Origin of the sequence: Aeromonas sanarellii (assembly GCF_000820085.1) — a bacterium.
GTDB lineage: Bacteria > Pseudomonadota > Gammaproteobacteria > Enterobacterales > Aeromonadaceae > Aeromonas > Aeromonas sanarellii.
Genome location: NZ_CDBN01000053.1, coordinates 16395 through 35447 on the forward strand (window position 1 = coordinate 16395; position 19053 = coordinate 35447).

Consider the following 19053-nt stretch of genomic DNA (forward strand, 5'->3'; position numbering starts at 1 on the left):
ACTTTTCTCACAAGGATTTCCTCTTTTATGCCCAGCAGCCGCCTCTATCAGCAGTTTCAACGGCTCGCCCAGCAGCTTGGCGGCGACGAACGGGAGACAAGCCTCGCCGAGGTGGCGGAGCTGCTCTGCTGCACCCCGCGCAACGCCCGCCTGCTGCTGCGCCGGATGCAGGAGCATGGCTGGCTCGACTGGTCGGCCGAGGCAGGACGGGGGCGGCGCTCCCGCCTCACCCTGCTGGACAACCAGGAGAGCCTGACCCGCCGCCGGCTGCGGGAGCTGCTGAGCCAGGGCCAACTCGCCCAGGCGGTGCGGCTGGCGGAAGATCGGCTGGATCTGCTCACCCCGCTGCTCATCGAGCAGCTCGGTCAGGCCACCCGGGAGGGGCGCCAGATCCTGCGGGTGCCTTACTACCGGCCGCTGCCGCGCCTGCTGCCCACCGACCCCCTGCGCCGCTCCGAGGTGCACCTGAGCCGCCAGATCTTCAACGGCCTGACCCGGCGAAATGAGGAAAATGGGGAAATCGAGGGGGATCTCGCCCACCACTGGGAGTGCCTGGGCCCCTGTCACTGGCGCTTCTACCTGAGGCCGGCGGTGCGCTTCCACCACGGACGCGTGCTGGCGGTGGAGGACGTGATGGAGAGCCTGCTGGCCTTGCGGGATCGCCCCCTGTTTGCCCATCTCGCACGGCTGGAGAGCCCCTGGCCGCGCACCCTGGATCTGCACCTCGACAGCCCGGATCCCCTGCTGCCGCACCTGCTGGCAGAGCCGGTGGCCGCCATCCTGCCCCGCGAGCTCAAGGGGGAGCCGGGCTTTGCCCTGCAGCCGGTGGGGACAGGCCCCTATCGGGTGACCACCAACGATCCCCTGCACCTGTGCCTAGAGGCATTCGACGACTACTTCGGCCTGCGGGCCCTGCTCGACGAGATCGACATCTGGATGCTGCCGGAGCTGGCGGATCGGCTGGAGAGCCACCTGCGGCTCGGGAGCGACAGCCCGGAACTCGGCACCATGCGCGGTGAGTCCGAGCTCGAATCGGGTTGCTACTTCCTGCTTCAGGACGACAGATCCCCCCTGCTGCAGGATCCTGCCCTGCGCCAGTGGCTGAGCCGGCTGCTCAACCCCATCGCCCTGATGGCGCGGGTCGCCCCCGAGCTGCAGCGGGGCTGGACCAGCGCGCTGGGCCTGCTGCCCCATTGGCGCGAGACCCAGTCCGCCCCCGAGCCCACGCCGACCCGTTTGCCGGAGCGGCTGGTGCTGGCCTGCTTCAACCAGCACCTGGAGTTTGAGGAGTGCGCCGGCGCCATGGCCGGCCTGCTGGCAGAACAGGGCATCGCGCTCGAGGTGCGCACCCTGGATTACGGCCGCTGGGTGAGCGGGGCGGACGAGGACGTGGATCTCTGGCTCGGCACCCTCAACCTGGAGCACGAGCACGCCTTCGCCCCCTACGCCTGGCTCCAGGGCACCCCCTTGCTGCGTCGGGTATGGGGGGGACGACAGGCCCTGTGGCAGGGATTGACGCAGTGGCGTGCCAGCGGCGTCGAGCCCGGCCCGCGCGCCCTGCTGGCCGAGGTGCAACGCCAGGGCTGGTTCGTGCCCCTGTTCCACCACTGGCTGGAGCTGGAGAGCCGGGTCGGCGTGCACGGCGTGCGGATGACGGCCCTGGGTTGGTTCGATTTTCGCAGCGCCTGGCTAAGGCCCGAGCAGGGAATGGCGGCGCCGGAAACCGGAGAGGGCTCTCAGCCGAAGCGCGGGATGCTTGAGTCCTGAGGATGGGCGCGCTAGCCTGTGCGCGGTCCCACGACAAGGAGTCGACATCCATGCTGGAAATGCAGATCCAACCCCGTTTTCAAGAGACGGACGCCCTCGGCCACATCAACAACACGGTGCCGGCGGTCTGGTTTGAATCGGCCCGCGACCCGCTGTTTCGCCTCTTCTCCCCCGAGCTGGACGTGCACGACTGGCATCTGATCATCGCGGGCTATACGGTGCAGTTCAAACGGGAGCTGTTCTATGGCCAGCAGGTGTCGATCAAAACCGGGGTACGCCGCATCGGCACCAGCTCCTTCACGCTCTGGCAGGAGGCCTGGCAGGGCGGCGAGCTGGCGGTGACCGCCGAGACGACCCTGATCCATTTTGACTACCGGACCCGCCAGTCCATCCCCCTGAGCGAGGCTCACCGGGAGGGGCTGCGGGCCTGGCTGGTAGAGAGTTAATCCGGCCTTCTGGCCCATCACAGGACAACTATGCGCAACACCCTGATCGCTCTGACGCTGGGACTCTGCTCCCTGCCTTCCCTGGCCGCCACCCTGGCCGAACAGTTCACCCTGATGGAGAAGGGGGCCGAGGGCGCCCTCGACACCCGGCTGTTCAGCCACGACGGCGTCGACATCAAGGCCTGGGTCGACGGCAAGCCCGTCATCATCGCCGTTCCCATTCTGAACGAGCAGGGCAAGCAGGAGGGGGAGAGCCGCTACTACTTCAAGGGGGGCAAGCTGTTCGGGGTCAAGGAGCCCGCCGCCCAGTTCGCCTTCGATGACAAGGGCACCCTGACCCAGTGGCTCGACGACAAGGGCCAGCCGGCGGAGTTCGTCAGCAAGATGAGCATGCAGCAGCGGGAGGCCTGGCTTACCAGGCGGGCGGCCGAGCTGGGCAGGCTGTTTGCGCCTAGCCCTGCCGAGGAGCAGGCCGCCAAGGGCGTCAAGCTGAAGGGGGCCGAGCTCGCCCACTGGCTCTGCAACGGCAAGCTGATGGCGCTCGCCGGGGGAGACAAGGTGACCTTCGAGCAGACCAGGCTCAAGACGAGTGCCGAGGGTATCGAGGGGGAGGTCTCCCTGCGCCGGGAGAAGGGGTGGCAGGATCTCTGCCTCACCTGCGAGGTGCAGGGCACCCGTGTGACCCGCCTCACCTGGCAGCCGCTGCCGGGCGCCAACAAGCCGCTGTAAGCGCGGCCACATCAACGAAAGGGGCCCAGATATGGGCCCCTGGTTTATTCCGGCGGCGGGTCGGCGTGGATCTTCACATCGACGCGCCGATATGAGCAGCCCGATCACCCAATGAAAGAGACCCGCCAGTTGGCGGGTCTCTGCTATTGAGGGTCAGTGTGCTTGCGCCCGGGTGGCCGGGGCGCTGCTGGTTGGCGTCGCCGCACTGGCGGCAGCCGGGGTGTCCACGGGCGTGGTCTCGCTCGGCAAGGCTGCGCTGGTGGCCAAGGCACTGCTGGTTGCTGCCGCCCCGCTGACGGTCGAGGTTGCCGCGCTGGCCGTTGGTGCGGTGCCGGCTGTCGGCGGCTGGGCCGGCGTCTTGGGGGCGACAATGGGCAGGCAGGGCCGACCCGTTCCTATGGTGCTCAAGACCTGGCAGGGGGCGGGAGCGCCGATGACGATGGGCTCGCCGAGGAACTTGGGCCCCTTGTCCAGCACGTAGAGGTCGAGCAGCCCCATCAGGCGGGCGAACACCTCGCGCACCCGGGTACGGATGCCCTGATAGGCGCTGGGATCCAGGGCGTTGAAGCCGATGGCCTCTATGCCGAAGTGGCGGGCGATGAAGATGGCGCGCTCGTTGTGAAAGGCCTGGGAGACCACGGTGAAGCGGGCCTGGCCGAACACCTCCTTGGCCCGCACGATGGAGTCCAGGGTGCGAAAGCCGGCGTAGTCGCTGTAGATGGCGCTGGCCGGGATGCCGGCCTGGATCAGCGCCCGCCGCATCTGGCGCGGCTCGTTGTACTGCACGGTGGCGTTGTCGCCTGAGACCAGGATGTAGTCCACCTTGCCGTTGTTGTAGAGCTCGGCGGCGGCCTTGATCCGGTATTTGAAGTAGTGGTTCGGGCTGCCCCCGATCAGGTATTTGGAGGTGCCGAGCACCAGGGCGACCCGGTTGTAGGGCACCGCGTTGACGTCGTCATAGGTGTAGTGACGGGCGTCCGAGACGGTCCACTCGCTGTAGCCAAGCAGGGCGGCGGCGGAGGCCAGCAACAGGCAGAGGCAGGCGAGCAGGATCTTGGCAAACTTCTTCATGCGCGGTGCGGTTCGGGTCTGAAGTAAGAGAAGACAGGGGGTCATTCTATTACAAGTTGCCGCCGCGCGTCAGGCTTGATGACCGCCCAGGGTGTCACACGGGCAGAGGTTGTCGCAGGGAGAGGTCGGCTAACTGCTTGATCCTGAGCCGATTAACATCATTCATAAGAAGGGGCGGTCATGGCCGCCCCTTGTCATCCCCGTCTCGCCCTCAGTGGGCAGAGTCGTTGGCCTTGCACTCGTCAGAGTCCTTGTTGGCCTCCCACCAGGGCAGCAGTTCGCGGCCGAGCCACTGCTGGTAGGCCTCGCTGTCGCTTGCGATCAGCGCATCCAGCTCGGCTTCGAAGGCGCTCATCGCCTGCTGCTGATCCGGGCCTCGCAGGGCCCGGGCCATGGCCAGCCAGCTGGCGCCGCGACCGGTCTCGCTGAGGAAGCGGTGCACCGTGTAGGACCAGGAGTAGACCATCTCGCCGCCCTTGTCGTAATCCAGGTGCAGGATGTCGGCCAGAGCCGGACGATCGCTGGCAGGACGGCCGGCGACGTTGTCCAGACCGCGGGCGAAGCACTGGCCGTGGGCGATGAACTCTGCCAGCCCTTCCGACCACCAGGTGGTGCGGTTGAGGGGGTAGTGGCCGAAGCTGCCGTACTGGTTGAAGCGGCCGTCCAGGTAGTGCACGTACTCGTGGCGCAGGTTCCACACCTGGAAGGCGGGGCGCTTCCACTCCGCCTCGTAGGCGAAGAAGCGGGCCTGGTTGCCGGGGCGAGCCGGATCCCCTTCGATGTAGATGCCGCCGTTGTCGGTGGAGACGCCGCCGAACAGGGCACTGCCGTAGCGTTTCCAGTCGGCGGAGGAGTCGAAGACCACCAGTTCCAGCGCCTCGTTGTGATCGTCCGCCACCGGCTGCCAGCCGGTTTCCATCTGTTGATGGAACTGCTGCTCTTCGGCACCCAGTTCACGGCAGATCCCCTCGGCCTGATCCAGGGTCAGATCCTGGGCCCGCAGGCGCAGGGTCGGCGAGCAGGTGTGCTCGAACGGCAGCACGTCCTCCACCCGGACAGGGGTGCAGAGGCCGGCAAAGTCACCGCTGATGCAGGCTTCGCCGGTGCGGTCCGTGTAGGTCAGGTAGTAGGTGGAGAGGGTCAGCGACATGTCTTCCAGCAGATCCTGGCTCTGCTGACCGCCGGGGATCAGGTCGTGGTGGCGAACCAGTGCGATGACGGAGTCATCCAGCAGTTTGCGGTAGCCGTCGAGCTCGTCCGGGCGGGTATAGCGGGCGACCCGGTAGAGGCGGGTGTAGGCATCCAGCACGTTGTTGAGCAGGAACAGATCCTTGCCATCCCTTCCTTGCCACAGCGCGAGCTCGCTCATGCCGAGGGCGTGCAGCTGCTTGCGCAGCTCGCCATCCTGCTGGCGGAAGTCGTTGGCGAAGGGGTCGCTGTAGTCGCTGGCGAAGTCGAGGAAGTTGAGCAGATCGAACAGGCCGGTCGCCCAGGGGTGCCGGCCGTTGATCTCGCTGGCATGGCGGGTGCTGTAGGCCAGCATCTGGTTGAACTCGCCGAGCAGGGTGCCAAAGCGGCTCTGCACTGCCGGGCTCTTGAACTGGCCGTGCAGGGCGATGCTCCAGGCACCCATGACGGCACCAACCTCGTCGCTGGCCTGCTCCGGGAAGAGCAGCGGATGGGCGCCGAGCGCCGTCAATGCCTCGGCCAGCGCCTCGGCGGCAGCCGGGCCGTCTTCCTTGTGCTTGCCGTAGTTGTGGTAGTTGTGGGCACGCACGTATTCCAGCAGCAGCTTCATGGCCGGATGGGCCGGCTGATTGGCCGCCAGCAGGCTCTGGATGCCGCGGGACGCGGCCAGCAGCTTGGTGTCATCGTGACCATAGTTCTCCTGCCAGACCGGCGCGGGCTGGCCACTGGCATCCTGCACTATCCTGGCTGCTTCGGCGTCCAGCAGCTCGGTGCCCGGCAGCTCCGGCTCGGAGCAGGCGCGGCCGTCGGCACGGCGACAGTCGAGCTGCTCTTCCTTGCTGACCAGCACCATGGGGCGATTGAGCACCCGGCTCTCCTGCCACTCGGTTGTCTCCGGCAGGGTCTGCCATTCGCTGCCCCCCACCGGGTATTGATAGCCGGTGTCCTTCAAGACCACCTGCACTTCGCTGCCGGCGGGCAGGGTCTGACGGCACACCCGGTAGCTGATGGTCTTGTCCCCTTCCTGACGGGTCTGGGGTTCATCGCACTCCTGCTGGGTCTTGATCTCGTCCAGCAACCAGGTGTACTGGCGCCAGACGTGCAGCTCGCTCACCTGACGGGCGGCCTGGCTGCCCGCGATGGGCTGCAGGCGGAAGAAGATCTGCTCGAGGCGGCCATCCCGTTCATTGGGGGTCTCTTCCAGCACCTTCAACTGCTGCCAGTTTTGCGGCTGGTACTGCCATGCCTGCTCGGCGCAGCGCCCTTCGGCGTTGAGCTCGCAGCGATCCAGCTCCTGCTCGCTATGACCCAGAATGACCTGCTCCGCCAGCGGCAGGCGATCCTGACGCGGCGCGGTCGGGGTGCCTGCCAGCGGCTCCCAGCGGCCCTGCCTCATGCCGTAGCCATAGTCGTAGCTGCTGGCCGGGACGGCCTTGCGGGCCGGCACCACCTCCTCACAGCTGAGGTAGCGGATCTGCCAGCCCTGCTCGATCCTGAGCTGGGGCTCGCCGCACTGCCGCTCTGCCAGTACGGCCAGGTTGGCATCGCGCCAGTCGAAGCGGCGATACACCCTCAGCTGCTGATAGGGGGCATCGCCGCTGCGGGCGCTCAGCTCGTAGGTCACTTCGGTGAGACGGTCTCCCAGCTGGCGGCTGGATTCCCCCTTGAGTTGGTACTGTTGCCAGTCGGAGGAGTAGTTGGCCTGCGCCGAGGTGGCGAGCAGGCAGGGGGCTGCCAGGAGCAGCAGCCGGGTAGAGAGGTGGTTCATCGTGATCCCTTTGGTGGATGGATGGGCGTGGGGACCAGACAGGGTATTGGGCTCCAAAAGAATATCAATGTGCCAGATGGCGAGGCAGAATCCTGCGTTCGGGAGCAAACAGCACAAAAACAGCCCCAAAAGGGGCTGTGTTGATAGCAAGGGCTCAGCCCCATATGGGGGGCGGCGTCAGTCGTCTTGCCGCAGGCGCCGGGCGAGCAGGGTGCGGGAGGGTTTGAGGTTGCCGCCGAGATCCGGCCAGGGCAGCCAGCGATCCGGCACCATAAAGCCGGGTAACGACAGCCTGATCCAGGCGGCGAGCTCGGCAGGAGGAACAGGTTCGCCGTGCCAGTCGATAAAGGCGGCGGGCCTCTGCCCCCACTCCTCGCTCGGCACCGGCACCACCAGGGCCTGGGCCACGGCGGGGTGGTCCACCAGCCGTTGCTCTATGGCCTCGGGCTGGATGTTCTCGCCCCCCGAAATGAAGAGGTTGTCGAGCCGGCCCTCCACCACCAGCTCGCCCTCGGCGGTGAGGTGCCCCTTGTCCCGGGTGTGGAACCAGCCCGCCTCGTCCAGCGGTCGCACCAGCTCGCCCTCCTGGAAATAGCCTGCAAACAGGGTGTCGCCGCGCACGCAGATCTCCCCCTGGCGGATGCAGATCTCCCGCCCCGGCAGCGGACGGCCCACCACGCCGGCGGCGCAGGGCTGGCCGGTACAGACCTGGCTGCCCATCTCCGAGAGGCCATAGCTCACCTTGGGCACCAGCCCCATGGCGGTCAGCCGGCTCACCAGGGGGGTCGGGATGGCGGCGCCGCCGAGCAGCAGTTCGCGCACCCGGGTGCGCGATGGCTCGAACCCCGCCGCCAGCAGCCGCCAGAGCTGGGTCGGCACCAGGGAGAGGTGGGTGATGGGCTGGCGCTCCAGCCGCGCCTTGAGCGGCTGGCTGCGATCGTCCAGCACCAGGGCGGCCCCCGCCAGGAAGACCCGGAACAGGATGGCGTAGCCGCCGACGTGAAACAGCGGCAGGGAGAGCAGCCAGCCGCAGGTCTCGTCCAGGGGGATCAGGGTGGCGGAGCCCCGGGCGGAGGCCAGATGGTTCGCCAGCCGGTGTACCACCGCCTTGGGCGTGCCGCTGGAGCCCGAGGTGAGGATCATGTTGCTGAGTCGGGCAGGATCCAGCGTGCAGTCGCCTTCGTCCGTCGCCGGCACATGGGCGAAGTCGAGGCTGAGCGCTTGCCAGTCGCCCGTCGGGATCTCCCCCGCCGACCAGCAGGCCTGCACCCGGAGCTGGCGTGCCAGCCCGGCCTGTTTCGCCAGGGGAAAGGCGGGGTTGAGGGGGCAGAAGACCAGGCCGCTGCGCACGCAGGCCCAGGCCAGCAGCACATCCTCCAGGGCGCCGCGCACCACGGCGGCGAGGCGATCGCCCGGCTTCAATCCTGCCCGGGCCAGCTGCTCGCTCAGGCCGTTGAGCCGTCGATCGAGTTCTTGATAGTCGAGGGGGGTGGCTCCCTGGATGGCGATCCGCCTGGGCGCCACCCTGGCCCAGTGGCGTACCGGGCAGGGTTCGACGGGGTGAGGCTCAGGCGACAGCCTCTTCCGGTCAGTCACGGTGGAACAGGGGCTCCATCCGGCTGGGGTCGGGTTGGCCCTGCTTGTCCAGCAGATCCCTGGCCAGCCAGCGGCGGGTGTCGAGGCCGGGGGCCTGATCCGGCGCCCACTCCCCCGCGAGGCGGGCGAGCTGGCCGAGACCGACACCGGACTCGAAGCAGGAGGAGACGATCACCTTGAGTCTCAGCTCCCGGGCCCGTGTCACCAGGGCCTCGCAGTGGGCCAGGGACCCGAGCAGGGTGGGCTTGAGCACCAGGGCGCGCAGCTGGGGGATGGGCTCCCAGGTCTTGCCCTGGGCCAGCAGCTCGTCCAGCGCCACCGGCATGCCGGTGCGGCTGGCGACGAAGGCGATGTCCTCGAAGTCGGCGCACAGATCTTCAAGGTACTCGATGCGGTTCGGATCCAGGTGGCCGCAGAAGGCCCAGGCCTCCTCGCGGGTCCAGCCCTGGTTCGCATCCAGCACCAGCTTGAGGTTGGGTCGCCGGTCGAGCAGCAACCGGATCAGCGCCAGCTCGTCTCGCATGGGGTAGCGGGCCACCTTCAGCTTGGCCTTGGGCGGGGTCTCGTGCAGCCACTGCTTCCAGTTCTTGAGCAGCTCCTGGGGAGAGCCCTGGATGAGCGGATAGGGCTCGGGCAGGGGGGCCGTCTGGGCCGGCCAGGCCCGGCGGGCACAGTCGAGCCCGAACTGCACCGAGGGCAGCCGGGGCGTCATGGCCTGGCCCCTGGCCAGCTGCGCCAGGCAGTCGAGGGCGTCGGTCTGGGCCTGGGCCAGGGTCTCTCTGGAGAAGCCGGGCAGGGGGGCTATCTCCCCCCAGCCGTCATGGATGCGCACCAGCAGGCCCTCGCGCGCCACCTGCACCTGGCCGTGAAAGGTCAGGGGCTGGGTAAAGGGCAGTTGGTAGCGGTAGAGGGCGAGTGTCATCAGGGATTCCGCTTGTATTTGGAGAAGTCGGGACGGCGTTTCTCGTTGAACGCGTTGCGCCCTTCCTGACCCTCTTCGGTCATGTAGAACAGCATGGTGGCATTGCCCGCCAGCTCCTGCAAGCCGGCCTGGCCGTCGCAGTCGGCGTTCAGGGCGGCCTTCAGGCAGCGCAGCGCCATGGGGCTGTGCTGCAGCATCTCGCGGCACCAGCGCACGGTTTCACGTTCCAGCTCCGCCAGCGGCACGACGGTGTTGACCAGCCCCATGTCGAGCGCCTGCTCGGCGTCATACAGACGGCACAGGAACCAGATCTCCCTGGCCTTCTTCTGGCCGACGATGCGCGCCATGTAGGAGGCACCCCAGCCGCCGTCGAAGGAGCCGACCTTGGGGCCGGTCTGGCCGAACTGGGCGTTGTCGGCGGCAATGGTCAGGTCGCACATCATGTGCAGCACGTGGCCGCCACCGACCGCGTAGCCGGCCACCATGGCCACCACTGGCTTGGGGCAGGTGCGGATGTCGCGCTGGAAGTCCAGCACGTTGAGGTGGTGGGTGCCCTCGTCATCGCGGTATCCACCGTAGTCGCCCCGGATCTTCTGGTCGCCGCCGGCGCAGAACGCCTGCTCGCCGAAGCCGGTGAGGATGATGGTGCCTACCTGATCGTCGTAGCGGGCATCGGCCAGGGCCTGCAGCATCTCTTTCACGGTGCGGGGGCGGAAGGCGTTGCGCACCTGGGGGCGGTTGATGGTGATCTTGGCAATGCCATCCCGGGACTTGTGATAGAGGATGTCTTCGTAATCGGCTGAGCAGTCGCGCCACTCGACAGGGGCATAGAGCTCGGCTTCCGTCATTGCTTCAATCATGGATCTTCTCTTCTGGTTGGTTGACCCACTCCCACAGGAGCCGGGCAAAGGTATCGGGCTGGCCGGCGTGCAGGTTGTGCCCGCCATCCAGAGCCAAGTGTTTGATATTGCAGCCTTGCTTTACCAACTGGCAAGCGAGGGCATGGAATTTGTGATCCCGGTTGCCGGAGACCCAGTGCACCGGCAGCCGGGTCTCCCCGAGCCAGGGGGCGAGATCCGGCTGCCTGCCGAGGGAGGTGGCCCGCAGCATGGTGGCCACGGCCTGCCCGTCGTTGCCAAGGCGGCGGGCGGCCTGGCGGGCGCGGGCCTCCTCGTCCAGGTCGGCGAAGACGCCCTGGCGGTACCAGTCGGCAAGCACCCGGGTCAGAGGCTCGTGCTCGAAACGGCTGGCCCACAGCTCGTCGTGCACGAGGCGGGCCGCCCGCTCGGCTTCCGGCAGGCCCGGATGGCAGTTCTCCAGCAGCAGGGCCTGCAGCCCCGTCGGTGACAGGCTGGCGTGATGAAGCGCGAGCCGCCCCCCCAGCGAATAACCCACCAGCCGGTAGTGGGTGATATCCCGCGTGGCCAGCTCGTCGCGGAGCCAGCGATGGGCCTCGTCGAAGCCACTCACCCGCACAGCCTGGTTGCGACCGTGGCCCGGCAGATCCAGGGCGTGGCACTCGATGCCGGCCAGGGCCTGGATGACGGGCCGCCAGTCCTCGGCGTCCCCCAGCAGGCCGTGCAGCAGCACCAGAGGTACGGGATCAGAGGCCACGGATGGCGGCTCCCAGCGCCTTGAGATCCTCGGCGACTTCACTGCTCGGGACCTTGATTTCAATCAGGGTTGTCCCGCTTTGCAGCGCCGCGGCGTAGTCTCGTTCAAATTCGTCTAGGGTGGTCGGCGCCCGGTAGGCGAGGCCGAACATGGCGGCGGCGTGCTCGAAGTGCAGGCCGTGGGGCAGGCAGTAGTAGGTCTCCAGCAGGGCGTCCTGGGTCGGCACCGGCAGCATGCGGAAGATGCTGCCGCCGTCGTTGTTGAGCAGGATCACCACCAGAGGGCGGCTCGCCTTGCCGAGCAGGGCCAGGCTGTTGAGATCGTGCAATGCGCTGAGATCCCCGAGCAGCAGGGTGGTGGGCTCGTCGCTGCACTGGGAGAAACCGAAGGCCGTGGCGATCAGGCCGTCGATGCCGGAGGCGCCGCGGTTGGTCATCACCCGGTTGGGGCCCGTGCCCGCCTCGCCCAGCATGTCCATCAGCCGGGCCGGCATGCTGTTGCCGACGAACAGCTGGCCCTGGATGAGCCGGTTCAGACGGTGGCAGATCCCGAGCTCGGAGAAGCGATCGCAGGCGGCACGGATCTGCTGGCTGATCCCCTGCTGGTGCGCGCCCAGCTGGTGCCAGGGATGTGACTCCCGGCCCAGAGGGTGGGCGGCGGCAAAGGCCGAGGGCGTGCACACCAGGCGGCGGCGCAGCCGATAGTCGGGATCGAGCCGGGCCGGCTGCGGGTCCACCAGCCAGTAATCCTGCCAGGGGTGCTGTTTGATGAACTGGCCGAGGCGTTTGGAGATGAGGCGGGCGCCGAATTGCAGCAGCACCTCGGCGCGGGCCAGCTCGGCCACGAAGTCGCCGTTTTGCAGGGCGAGATCCGCGTGCACCAGGTTGCGGCCGTCGAAGCGGATCTGGCTCTGCAGGTCCGCCAGCAGCGGCCAGCCGAGCCGCTCGGCCAGCTCGGCCACCGCCCTGCCTTGCGCGGGATCCTGGATGCGCCCTGCGACGATGATGCCGCGCTTGCCCTGGAGCTCCTCCCAGTCCGGCTGGCGGGGGCAGGGGGCCTCGGCCAGCTGCCAGGGGCTCCAGGGTTTGCCCGAGTGGAGCCAGTCGCCGAGGGGGGCCAGGTAGTCGGCAAAGTCCAGGTACGCCTCGCCGGGATAGAGGGGTTCGGGGTACATGCAGTTGAAGTGCACCGGCCCAGGGGTGTGCGCCTGGCGGGCCAGGGCCTGATCCACCGAGCTCAGCACGAAGGCGGCCGGGATGCTGGGGGTGGGGCTCGGCAGGTTCTGCTGATGGACGGGATAGCGTCCGAAGATCCCCTGCTGGTCGATGGCCTGGTTGGCGCCGTTGTCGATGAGCTCGGGGGGGCGGTCGGCGGAGAGGATGATGAGCGGCACGCCGGTGAGCTGGGCCTCGGCCACCGCGGGCCAGAGGTTCGCCACCGCCGTGCCCGAGGTCATGATCACCGCCACCGGCCGGCCGCTGCCCTTGGCGAGCCCGAGCGCCATGAAGCCGAGGCCGCGCTCGTCGAAGTGCAGGTGACGGCGAAAGCCCGGGTGGGCGGCGGCGGCCATGGTGAGCGGTGCCGAGCGCGAACCCGAGGCCAGGGCGATGTCCCGCACGCCGAGCCGATAGAGCTCCTCCAGCAGGAGGGAAGACCAGACGTGGTTGAAGGTGGCATGCTGGCTGGCAAACGCGCGGTGCTCAGGCAATTGGCTGGCGGGCATAAGGCTCTCGCAGTGAGGAAACGATGAAGAAACGCTATCCCAGCAGGGAGAGCACGTTGGCGATCTTGTTGTCGAGCTCGGCCCACTCGGCGGCCGGCTGCGACCCCGCCACTATGCCGGCGCCGGCAAACAGGCTGATGCCCCGGGCCGTGATGCGGGCGCTGCGAATGGCGACGGAGAACTCCGAGGTCTCCCGGCTCAGCATGCCGCAGGCGCCGGCATACCAGCCGCGCTCATGGGGCTCGTGTTCGCGAATGAAGGCGAGCGCCGCCTCGCGGGGGGCCCCGCCCACGGCGGGGGTGGGGTGCAGGGCGGCCAGCAGTTGCCAGTCGCACACACCGGGCTGGAGTTCGGCCTCGATGTCGCACTTGAGGTGCTGCAGCAGCCGCAGTTTGAGGATGCGCGGCTCGGTCAGGCTGGTCCGGGTGGTGAGCGGGGCCAGGCGGCTCAGGATGTCCGCGTGAACCAGCCGGTTCTCCAGCCGGTTCTTGCTGTCGGCCAGCAACTCGGCGGCCAGGGCCGCGTCGGTCGCCTCGTCGCCGGAGCGGCGTATGGTGCCCGCCAGCGCCTCGGTGAAGAGGTGGCCCCGCTCCCGGCGATAGAGACGCTCGGGGGAGCAGGCGATGAAGCTCTGCTCGGGGGAAAACTGGAAGCCGAAGTGGAAACACTCCTGGGCATGGCGGGCCCACTGGGTCAGCAGGGACCAGGGACAGAGGGGGGAGCCGCTCTCCTCGCCGGCGAGCAGGCTCTCCCGCGACAGCACCACCTTGGGGGTGTGGGCCTGGAAGTCGGGGGCCGTCACCTGCTCCACCAGGGTTTGCCACTGGGCCGGGCCCGGCAGATCCCGGCGCTGCCAGGGCTGTTTGGTCAGCGCGGGCAGGGGCGCCTCGGGTTGCAGGGCATCGAGCGCCGCCTCGGCGGCCTGCAGCTCGGCTTCGAATTCGCGCTCCTGCTCCCGGGCGGGCAGCCAGAGGTTGAGGCAGAGGCTGGTGCACTCCCCCCGGCGCACCAGCTCGATGCGCGGCAGCACGAAGCGGCAGGGGCCGAAGCCGTCCCAGCCTGGCTGGGTGGGGTCGAACGCCAGGCCGCCGTAGTAGCGGGGGCTGTCTTCACTGTCCGCCCCGGCGAGATCGCAGACCCGCTGGATATCCTCCGGCCGGGTCAGCTCGTGGATGGCGCCGAGCGCCACGTATTCGGGGCGGCTGGCCCCTCTGGCGCGCCAATAGATCCGGGGGTAGATCGCCTGCGCCGCCAGCCAGCCCGGGAACGCCTCGACGCTGGCCGCCACGCGCAAGCGCACGAAACCGCTGACAGTGCTGTGACGCAGGGCGTCCAGTTGTTGCTTGAGATGGGTCTGAGCCAACATGGATGTCTTGTCTGAGCCGGATTGTCGCAATCACTCTGGGGGAGGATGGCGCAGGTTGATGCCAAAGGGCGACGATTTCCTATATATTATCTGCCCATTCTTCCATGTAAATTGCCCGAGGGAGTCCAGCCCCCGCGGAGCCAAGTATACCGAAATCCGGTTCGATAACCCTTAACACGATCAATATCCGATCGTTTGGCCATCACAATATGACAAATACCTTCTCTGTTTGGTTGCTGGCGGCGCGTTTGCGAACTCTGCCCCTGGCGTGTTCCTCCATCCTGCTGGGCTCGGGGCTGGCAGCCAGCCGGGGGGCCTTCGACGGCACCATCATGGGCCTCTCCCTGCTGACCGCCATCCTGCTGCAGATCCTCTCCAACCTGGCCAACGACTACGGGGATGCGGTCTCCGGCGCCGACAACGGGGAGCGGATCGGACCCCAGCGCGCCGTAGTTTCCGGCCTCATCACCAGGCACCAGATGTGCCTGGCCATGGGGCTGACCGCCCTGGCGGCCGTGGTGAGCGGGCTCGCCCTGCTGGCCTGCGCCTTCGGGGAGGCGTGGCAGCAGATCCTGACCTTCATCCTGCTGGGAGGCGCCGCCATCGTCGCGGCCATCACCTACACGGTGGGTAAGACTCCATACGGTTATCGCGGCTTCGGGGATATCTCGGTGTTCCTGTTCTTCGGCCTGCTGGGGGTGCTCGGCTCCTACTACCTGTTCACCCACACCCTGCAGTGGGATCTGCTGCTGCCCGCCACTGCCTGCGGCCTGTTGGCGACCGCCGTGCTCAACATCAACAACGTGCGCGACATCGAGACGGACGCCGCCAGCGGCAAGATCACCCTGGCGGTGCGGCTCGGCCGCAACCGCGCCATCGCCTATCACTGGGGGCTGCTGGGGGCGGCGCTGCTGGCCACCGTCGCCTTTCTGCTGACCCAGCCTGCGAGCCTCTGGCCCTGGATCTTCCTGCCCGCCATGAAGCCCCTCGCCGATGCCGCCCACACCCTGCGCCAGAGCTTCGATGGGGAGGTGTTGACCGGCGCCCTCAAGAAGACCGCCATCAGCGCCTTCCTCTACAGCCTGCTGCTCTCCATCGGCCTCGCCCTCTCCTGAGGGCTGCCTGAAGGGCCCCGCAAGGGGCCTTTTTTGTGGGGCCATCGCCAGTTTTTCCTGCCAATTCAATCCCATCCATGTCGCCTCTCCCCACAGGGCCGTGATCCGTCCGGCAATATTGAGAAATTCCCGGGGCAGGCTTCCGAGTTGTGACGGGCTCCGATTGTGGCGCCTGCCTGATTGCTATAGAGATGTAACCGTACTTGGTTGCACATGTAAAAATCGACGGCAGGGACACACTTATGGACAAGTTAGGGAAACACCTGGGATGGGGGCTGCTGGCGCTGCTGGGCGCCGGCTCCCTCGGTTACATCGCCCTCAACCGGGGTGAACAGATCAACGCGCTCTGGATAGTGGTGGCGGCGGTGTGCGTCTATCTGATCGCCTATCGCTACTACGGCCTCTACATCGCCAGCCGGGTGCTGGCGGTGGACGGCAGCCGCATGACCCCGGCGGTGCGCCACAACGACGGCCTGGACTATGTGCCGACCGACAAGAAGGTGCTGTTCGGCCACCACTTCGCCGCCATCGCCGGTGCCGGCCCCCTGGTGGGCCCCGTGCTGGCGGCCCAGATGGGCTATCTGCCCGGCATGCTCTGGCTGCTGGCGGGGGTGGTGCTGGCGGGGGCGGTGCAGGACTTCATGGTGCTGTTCGTCTCCACCCGCCGCGACGGTCGCTCCCTCGGCGAGCTGATCAAGTCGGAGATGGGCCCCGTCGCCGGGGTCATCGCCCTGGTGGCCACCTTCATGATCATGGTGATCATCCTGGCGGTGCTGGCGATGATAGTGGTCAAGGCGCTCACCCACAGCCCCTGGGGCACCTACACGGTCGCCTTCACCATACCGCTCGCCATCTTCATGGGGATCTACACCCGCTACCTGAGGCCGGGCCGCATCGGCGAGGTCTCCATCATCGGCCTGGTGTGCCTCGTCTTCGCCATCGTCTCCGGCGGCTGGGTGGCCGAGAGCGAGACCTGGGCGCCCTACTTCGATTTCGACGGGGTGCAGCTGACCTGGATGCTGGTGGGCTATGGCTTCGTCGCCTCCGTGCTGCCGGTCTGGCTGCTGCTGGCGCCACGGGACTACCTCTCCACCTTCCTCAAGATCGGCACCATAGTCGGCCTGGCCATCGGCATTCTGGTGACCCAGCCGACCCTGCAGATGCCGGCGCTGACCCAGTTCGTGGACGGCACGGGTCCGGTCTGGGCCGGGGATCTCTTCCCCTTCCTGTTCATCACCATCGCCTGTGGCGCCGTCTCCGGCTTCCACGCGCTCATCTCCTCCGGCACCACCCCCAAGATGCTGGCCAACGAGAACCAGGCCTGCTTCATCGGCTACGGCGGCATGCTGATGGAGTCCTTCGTCGCCATCATGGCCCTGGTCTCCGCCTGCGTCATCGATCCGGGCGTCTACTTCGCCATGAACAGCCCCCTGGCGGTGCTGGCGCCGGCGGGCACCGCCGACGTGGTGGCCTCCGCCGCCGCCGTGGTGAGCGGCTGGGGCTTCCAGATCACCCCGGAGACCCTGACCCGCATCGCCGGCGAGGTGGGCGAGCAGAGCATCATCTCCCGTGCCGGCGGCGCCCCGACCCTGGCGGTGGGCATGGCCTACATACTGCACGGCGCCCTCGGCGGCCTGATGAACGTCGCCTTCTGGTACCACTTCGCCATCCTGTTCGAGGCGCTCTTCATCCTCACGGCGGTGGACGCCGGCACCCGGGCCGCGCGCTTCATGCTGCAGGATCTGATGGGGGTCATCTCCCCGTCCCTGAAACGCACCGATTCCCTGCCGGCCAACCTGCTCGCCACCGCCCTGTGCGTGCTGGCCTGGGGCTACTTCCTCCATCAGGGGGTGGTGGACCCCCTCGGCGGCATCAACACCCTGTGGCCGCTGTTCGGCATCGCGAACCAGATGCTGGCGGGCATGGCGCTGATGCTGTGTGCCGTGGTGCTGTTCAAGATGAAGCGTCAGGCCTACGCCTGGGTGGCCCTGCTGCCCACCAGCTGGCTGCTCATCTGCACCCTGTCGGCGGGCTGGGAGAAGACCTTCAGCGACAATCCCAAGCTCGGCTTCCTGGCCATCGCGAACAAGTTCCAGGCCATGATCGACAGCGGCACCATCCCGGCCCAGTACACCGAGTCCCAGCTGGCCCAGCTGGTGTTCAACAACCGGCTGGATGCGGGGCTGACCATCTTCTTCATGGGGGTGGTGGTGGTGCTCGCCTTCTTCTCCCTGAAGACGGCCCTCAAGGCGCTGCAAAATCCGCAGCCGACCGCGAACGAAACCCCTTATCAGCCGATGCCGGCGGGCAAGGCGGCTCAGCCCGACTCTGATGACGACGGCGATCTGGCCCCCAGCCTGAAGTAAGTCAGCAGGCCGGCACCCCGGGGTGTCGGCCCCTCATCGACGGCGAACGAGGAGCAAGCATGTTCGATACCCTGGCCAAGGCGGGCAAGTATCTGGGACAGACCGCCAGACTCATGGTGGGCGTGCCCGATTACGACAACTATGTGCAGCACATGCGGTTGACTCATCCAGAGCAGACCCCCATGAGCCACGACGAGTTCTTTCGCGAACGCCAGGATGCCCGCTATGGCGGCAAGAATGGCGGGCGTTGCTGCTAGGTTTCACATCACAGGACTCCAACATGACACAGGCTGTAGCGGTCACTCTTTATTGAACGGTTTTCTCGGTTTTGGCGAGAGATACGATCCCCATCTCACAGGATTTCCAACATGACACAAGCTGTAGCGGTCACTCTGCTGACCGGTTTTCTCGGCGCCGGCAAGACCACCCTGCTCAACCACTTCCTGCGCCACCATGGCGACGCCTCGGTGGCCATTCTCGAGAACGAGTTTGGCGCCGCCAATATCGACGGCTCCCTGCTGGAGGGAGGCGCCGGGGTCAGCGTGGTGGAGCTCAGCAACGGCTGCGTCTGCTGCAGCGTGCGCGGGGAGTTCGGCGCTGCCCTGAGGGGTCTGCTGGCCCGGCGGGCGACGGGGGAGTTGCAGTTCGAGCGACTGATCGTCGAGACCACGGGGCTCGCCGATCCCGCCCCCATCATTCAGACCTTCTTCGTTGAAGAGGCGCTGCGGGATGTCCTGCGCCTGGATGCCGTCATCACCCTGGCCGACTGTGAACATATCGACCGTCAGCTGGACGAGCATCCGGTGGCGGCGGCCCAGCTCGGCTTCGCCGACCGCATCCTGCTCACCAAGACCGACAGGGTGGACGAGACGACGCGGGAAGCCGCCATCGCCCGGATCCACAAGATCAATGCCAGGGCCCAGATCCTCGACATAGTGCGGGGGGAGTGCCCGGCCGCGCTCTGGCTGGATCTCGATGCCTTCACCCTGAGCGACGAGCTGAGCCTGAGCCAGGGCATCAGGATAGTGCGCGGTGGCGACCTGGGCCTGGAGGCATTTGGTCCCCTCTCGGCCCGTCCCCGCTCCTGGCACGACGCCATCTCGGCCCAGCTGTTCGAGGGGGGCGAGCTGGACTTGAAGAAGATAGGCGCCTTCATGGAATCCTGCATCGAGCGGCACGGCAACGACATGCTGCGCTACAAGGGGGTGCTGGCCATCGCGGGTGAGCCGCGCCGCCTGATCGTGCAGGGGGTGCACAGGGTGGCGGGGTTCGATTACGGCTCCCCCTGGGGGGATGAGACGCCCCGGTCGCGTCTGGTGATCATCGGCCGCTACCTGCCCGTCGAGGTGCTGCGGGCAGACTTTCTGCAGACACAGGAGTGA

Annotated in this window: 15 protein-coding genes; 7 read left to right on the forward strand and 8 right to left on the reverse strand. The window is 67.4% G+C overall.

What is annotated here, in order from left to right; translation table 11 throughout:
• Positions 1-27: 27 nt before the first annotated feature.
• The 3 genes from sgrR to BN1132_RS10985 are packed head-to-tail and all read left to right on the forward strand — an operon-like array spanning position 28 to position 2942.
• Positions 28-1767: an HTH-type transcriptional regulator SgrR gene (gene sgrR, locus BN1132_RS10975; protein ID WP_042077543.1), complete on the forward strand. Its 1740-nt coding sequence runs from the start codon at positions 28-30 to the stop codon at positions 1765-1767.
• Positions 1768-1817: 50 nt separating this feature from the next.
• Positions 1818-2213 carry an acyl-CoA thioesterase gene (locus BN1132_RS10980; protein ID WP_042077546.1) on the forward strand — a complete coding sequence of 132 codons (396 nt, stop codon included), beginning with the start codon at positions 1818-1820 and terminating at the stop codon, positions 2211-2213.
• A 30-nt stretch (positions 2214-2243) separates the two neighbouring features.
• Positions 2244-2942 (forward strand): hypothetical protein, encoded by a 699-nt coding sequence (locus BN1132_RS10985; protein WP_042077548.1) that lies wholly within the window; start codon positions 2244-2246, stop codon positions 2940-2942.
• Positions 2943-3095: 153 nt separating this feature from the next.
• Here the strand turns inward: BN1132_RS10985 and BN1132_RS10990 are convergent, their stop codons facing one another.
• From BN1132_RS10990 to BN1132_RS11025, 8 genes are all read right to left on the reverse strand, one after another.
• Entirely contained in the window at positions 3096-4058 is a 963-nt protein-coding gene (locus tag BN1132_RS10990) for a SanA/YdcF family protein (RefSeq protein WP_042077550.1), read from the reverse strand.
• 166 nt (positions 4059-4224) lie between these two features.
• Positions 4225-6969, reverse strand: a complete 2745-nt coding sequence (locus BN1132_RS10995) for a collagenase (RefSeq protein ID WP_042077552.1) — start codon at positions 6967-6969, stop codon at positions 4225-4227.
• A 177-nt stretch (positions 6970-7146) separates the two neighbouring features.
• Positions 7147-8565: an o-succinylbenzoate--CoA ligase gene (menE, locus tag BN1132_RS11000; RefSeq protein ID WP_244462933.1), complete on the reverse strand. Its 1419-nt coding sequence runs from the start codon at positions 8563-8565 to the stop codon at positions 7147-7149.
• A complete protein-coding gene (menC, locus tag BN1132_RS11005; protein ID WP_042077555.1) occupies positions 8558-9487 on the reverse strand; it encodes an o-succinylbenzoate synthase in 930 nt (309 codons plus the stop codon). Before menC ends, menE begins: the two co-directional genes overlap by 8 nt.
• Entirely contained in the window at positions 9487-10347 is an 861-nt protein-coding gene (menB, locus tag BN1132_RS11010) for a 1,4-dihydroxy-2-naphthoyl-CoA synthase (protein ID WP_042077557.1), read from the reverse strand. Before menB ends, menC begins: the two co-directional genes overlap by 1 nt.
• A complete protein-coding gene (menH, locus tag BN1132_RS11015) occupies positions 10340-11101 on the reverse strand; it encodes a 2-succinyl-6-hydroxy-2,4-cyclohexadiene-1-carboxylate synthase (protein WP_042077558.1) in 762 nt (253 codons plus the stop codon). Before menH ends, menB begins: the two co-directional genes overlap by 8 nt.
• Positions 11091-12824 carry a 2-succinyl-5-enolpyruvyl-6-hydroxy-3-cyclohexene-1-carboxylic-acid synthase gene (menD, locus tag BN1132_RS11020; RefSeq protein ID WP_042077559.1) on the reverse strand — a complete coding sequence of 578 codons (1734 nt, stop codon included), beginning with the start codon at positions 12822-12824 and terminating at the stop codon, positions 11091-11093. Before menD ends, menH begins: the two co-directional genes overlap by 11 nt.
• 34 nt (positions 12825-12858) lie before the next feature.
• On the reverse strand, positions 12859-14190 hold the full coding sequence (locus BN1132_RS11025; RefSeq protein WP_042077560.1) for an isochorismate synthase: 1332 nt from the start codon (positions 14188-14190) through the stop codon (positions 12859-12861).
• A gap of 209 nt (positions 14191-14399) precedes the next feature.
• Here BN1132_RS11025 and BN1132_RS11030 point away from each other — a divergent pair, with 209 nt between their 5' ends.
• From BN1132_RS11030 to BN1132_RS11045, 4 genes are all read left to right on the forward strand, one after another.
• Complete coding sequence (locus BN1132_RS11030) at positions 14400-15305, forward strand: 1,4-dihydroxy-2-naphthoate polyprenyltransferase (RefSeq protein WP_042077561.1); 906 nt, start codon at positions 14400-14402, stop codon at positions 15303-15305.
• 242 nt (positions 15306-15547) lie between these two features.
• Positions 15548-17671 (forward strand): pyruvate/proton symporter CstA, encoded by a 2124-nt coding sequence (gene cstA / locus BN1132_RS11035; RefSeq protein ID WP_042077563.1) that lies wholly within the window; start codon positions 15548-15550, stop codon positions 17669-17671.
• 59 nt (positions 17672-17730) lie between these two features.
• Positions 17731-17928, forward strand: a complete 198-nt coding sequence (locus BN1132_RS11040; protein WP_025325546.1) for a YbdD/YjiX family protein — start codon at positions 17731-17733, stop codon at positions 17926-17928.
• Positions 17929-18039: 111 nt separating this feature from the next.
• Positions 18040-19053: a CobW family GTP-binding protein gene (locus tag BN1132_RS11045; protein ID WP_042077567.1), complete on the forward strand. Its 1014-nt coding sequence runs from the start codon at positions 18040-18042 to the stop codon at positions 19051-19053.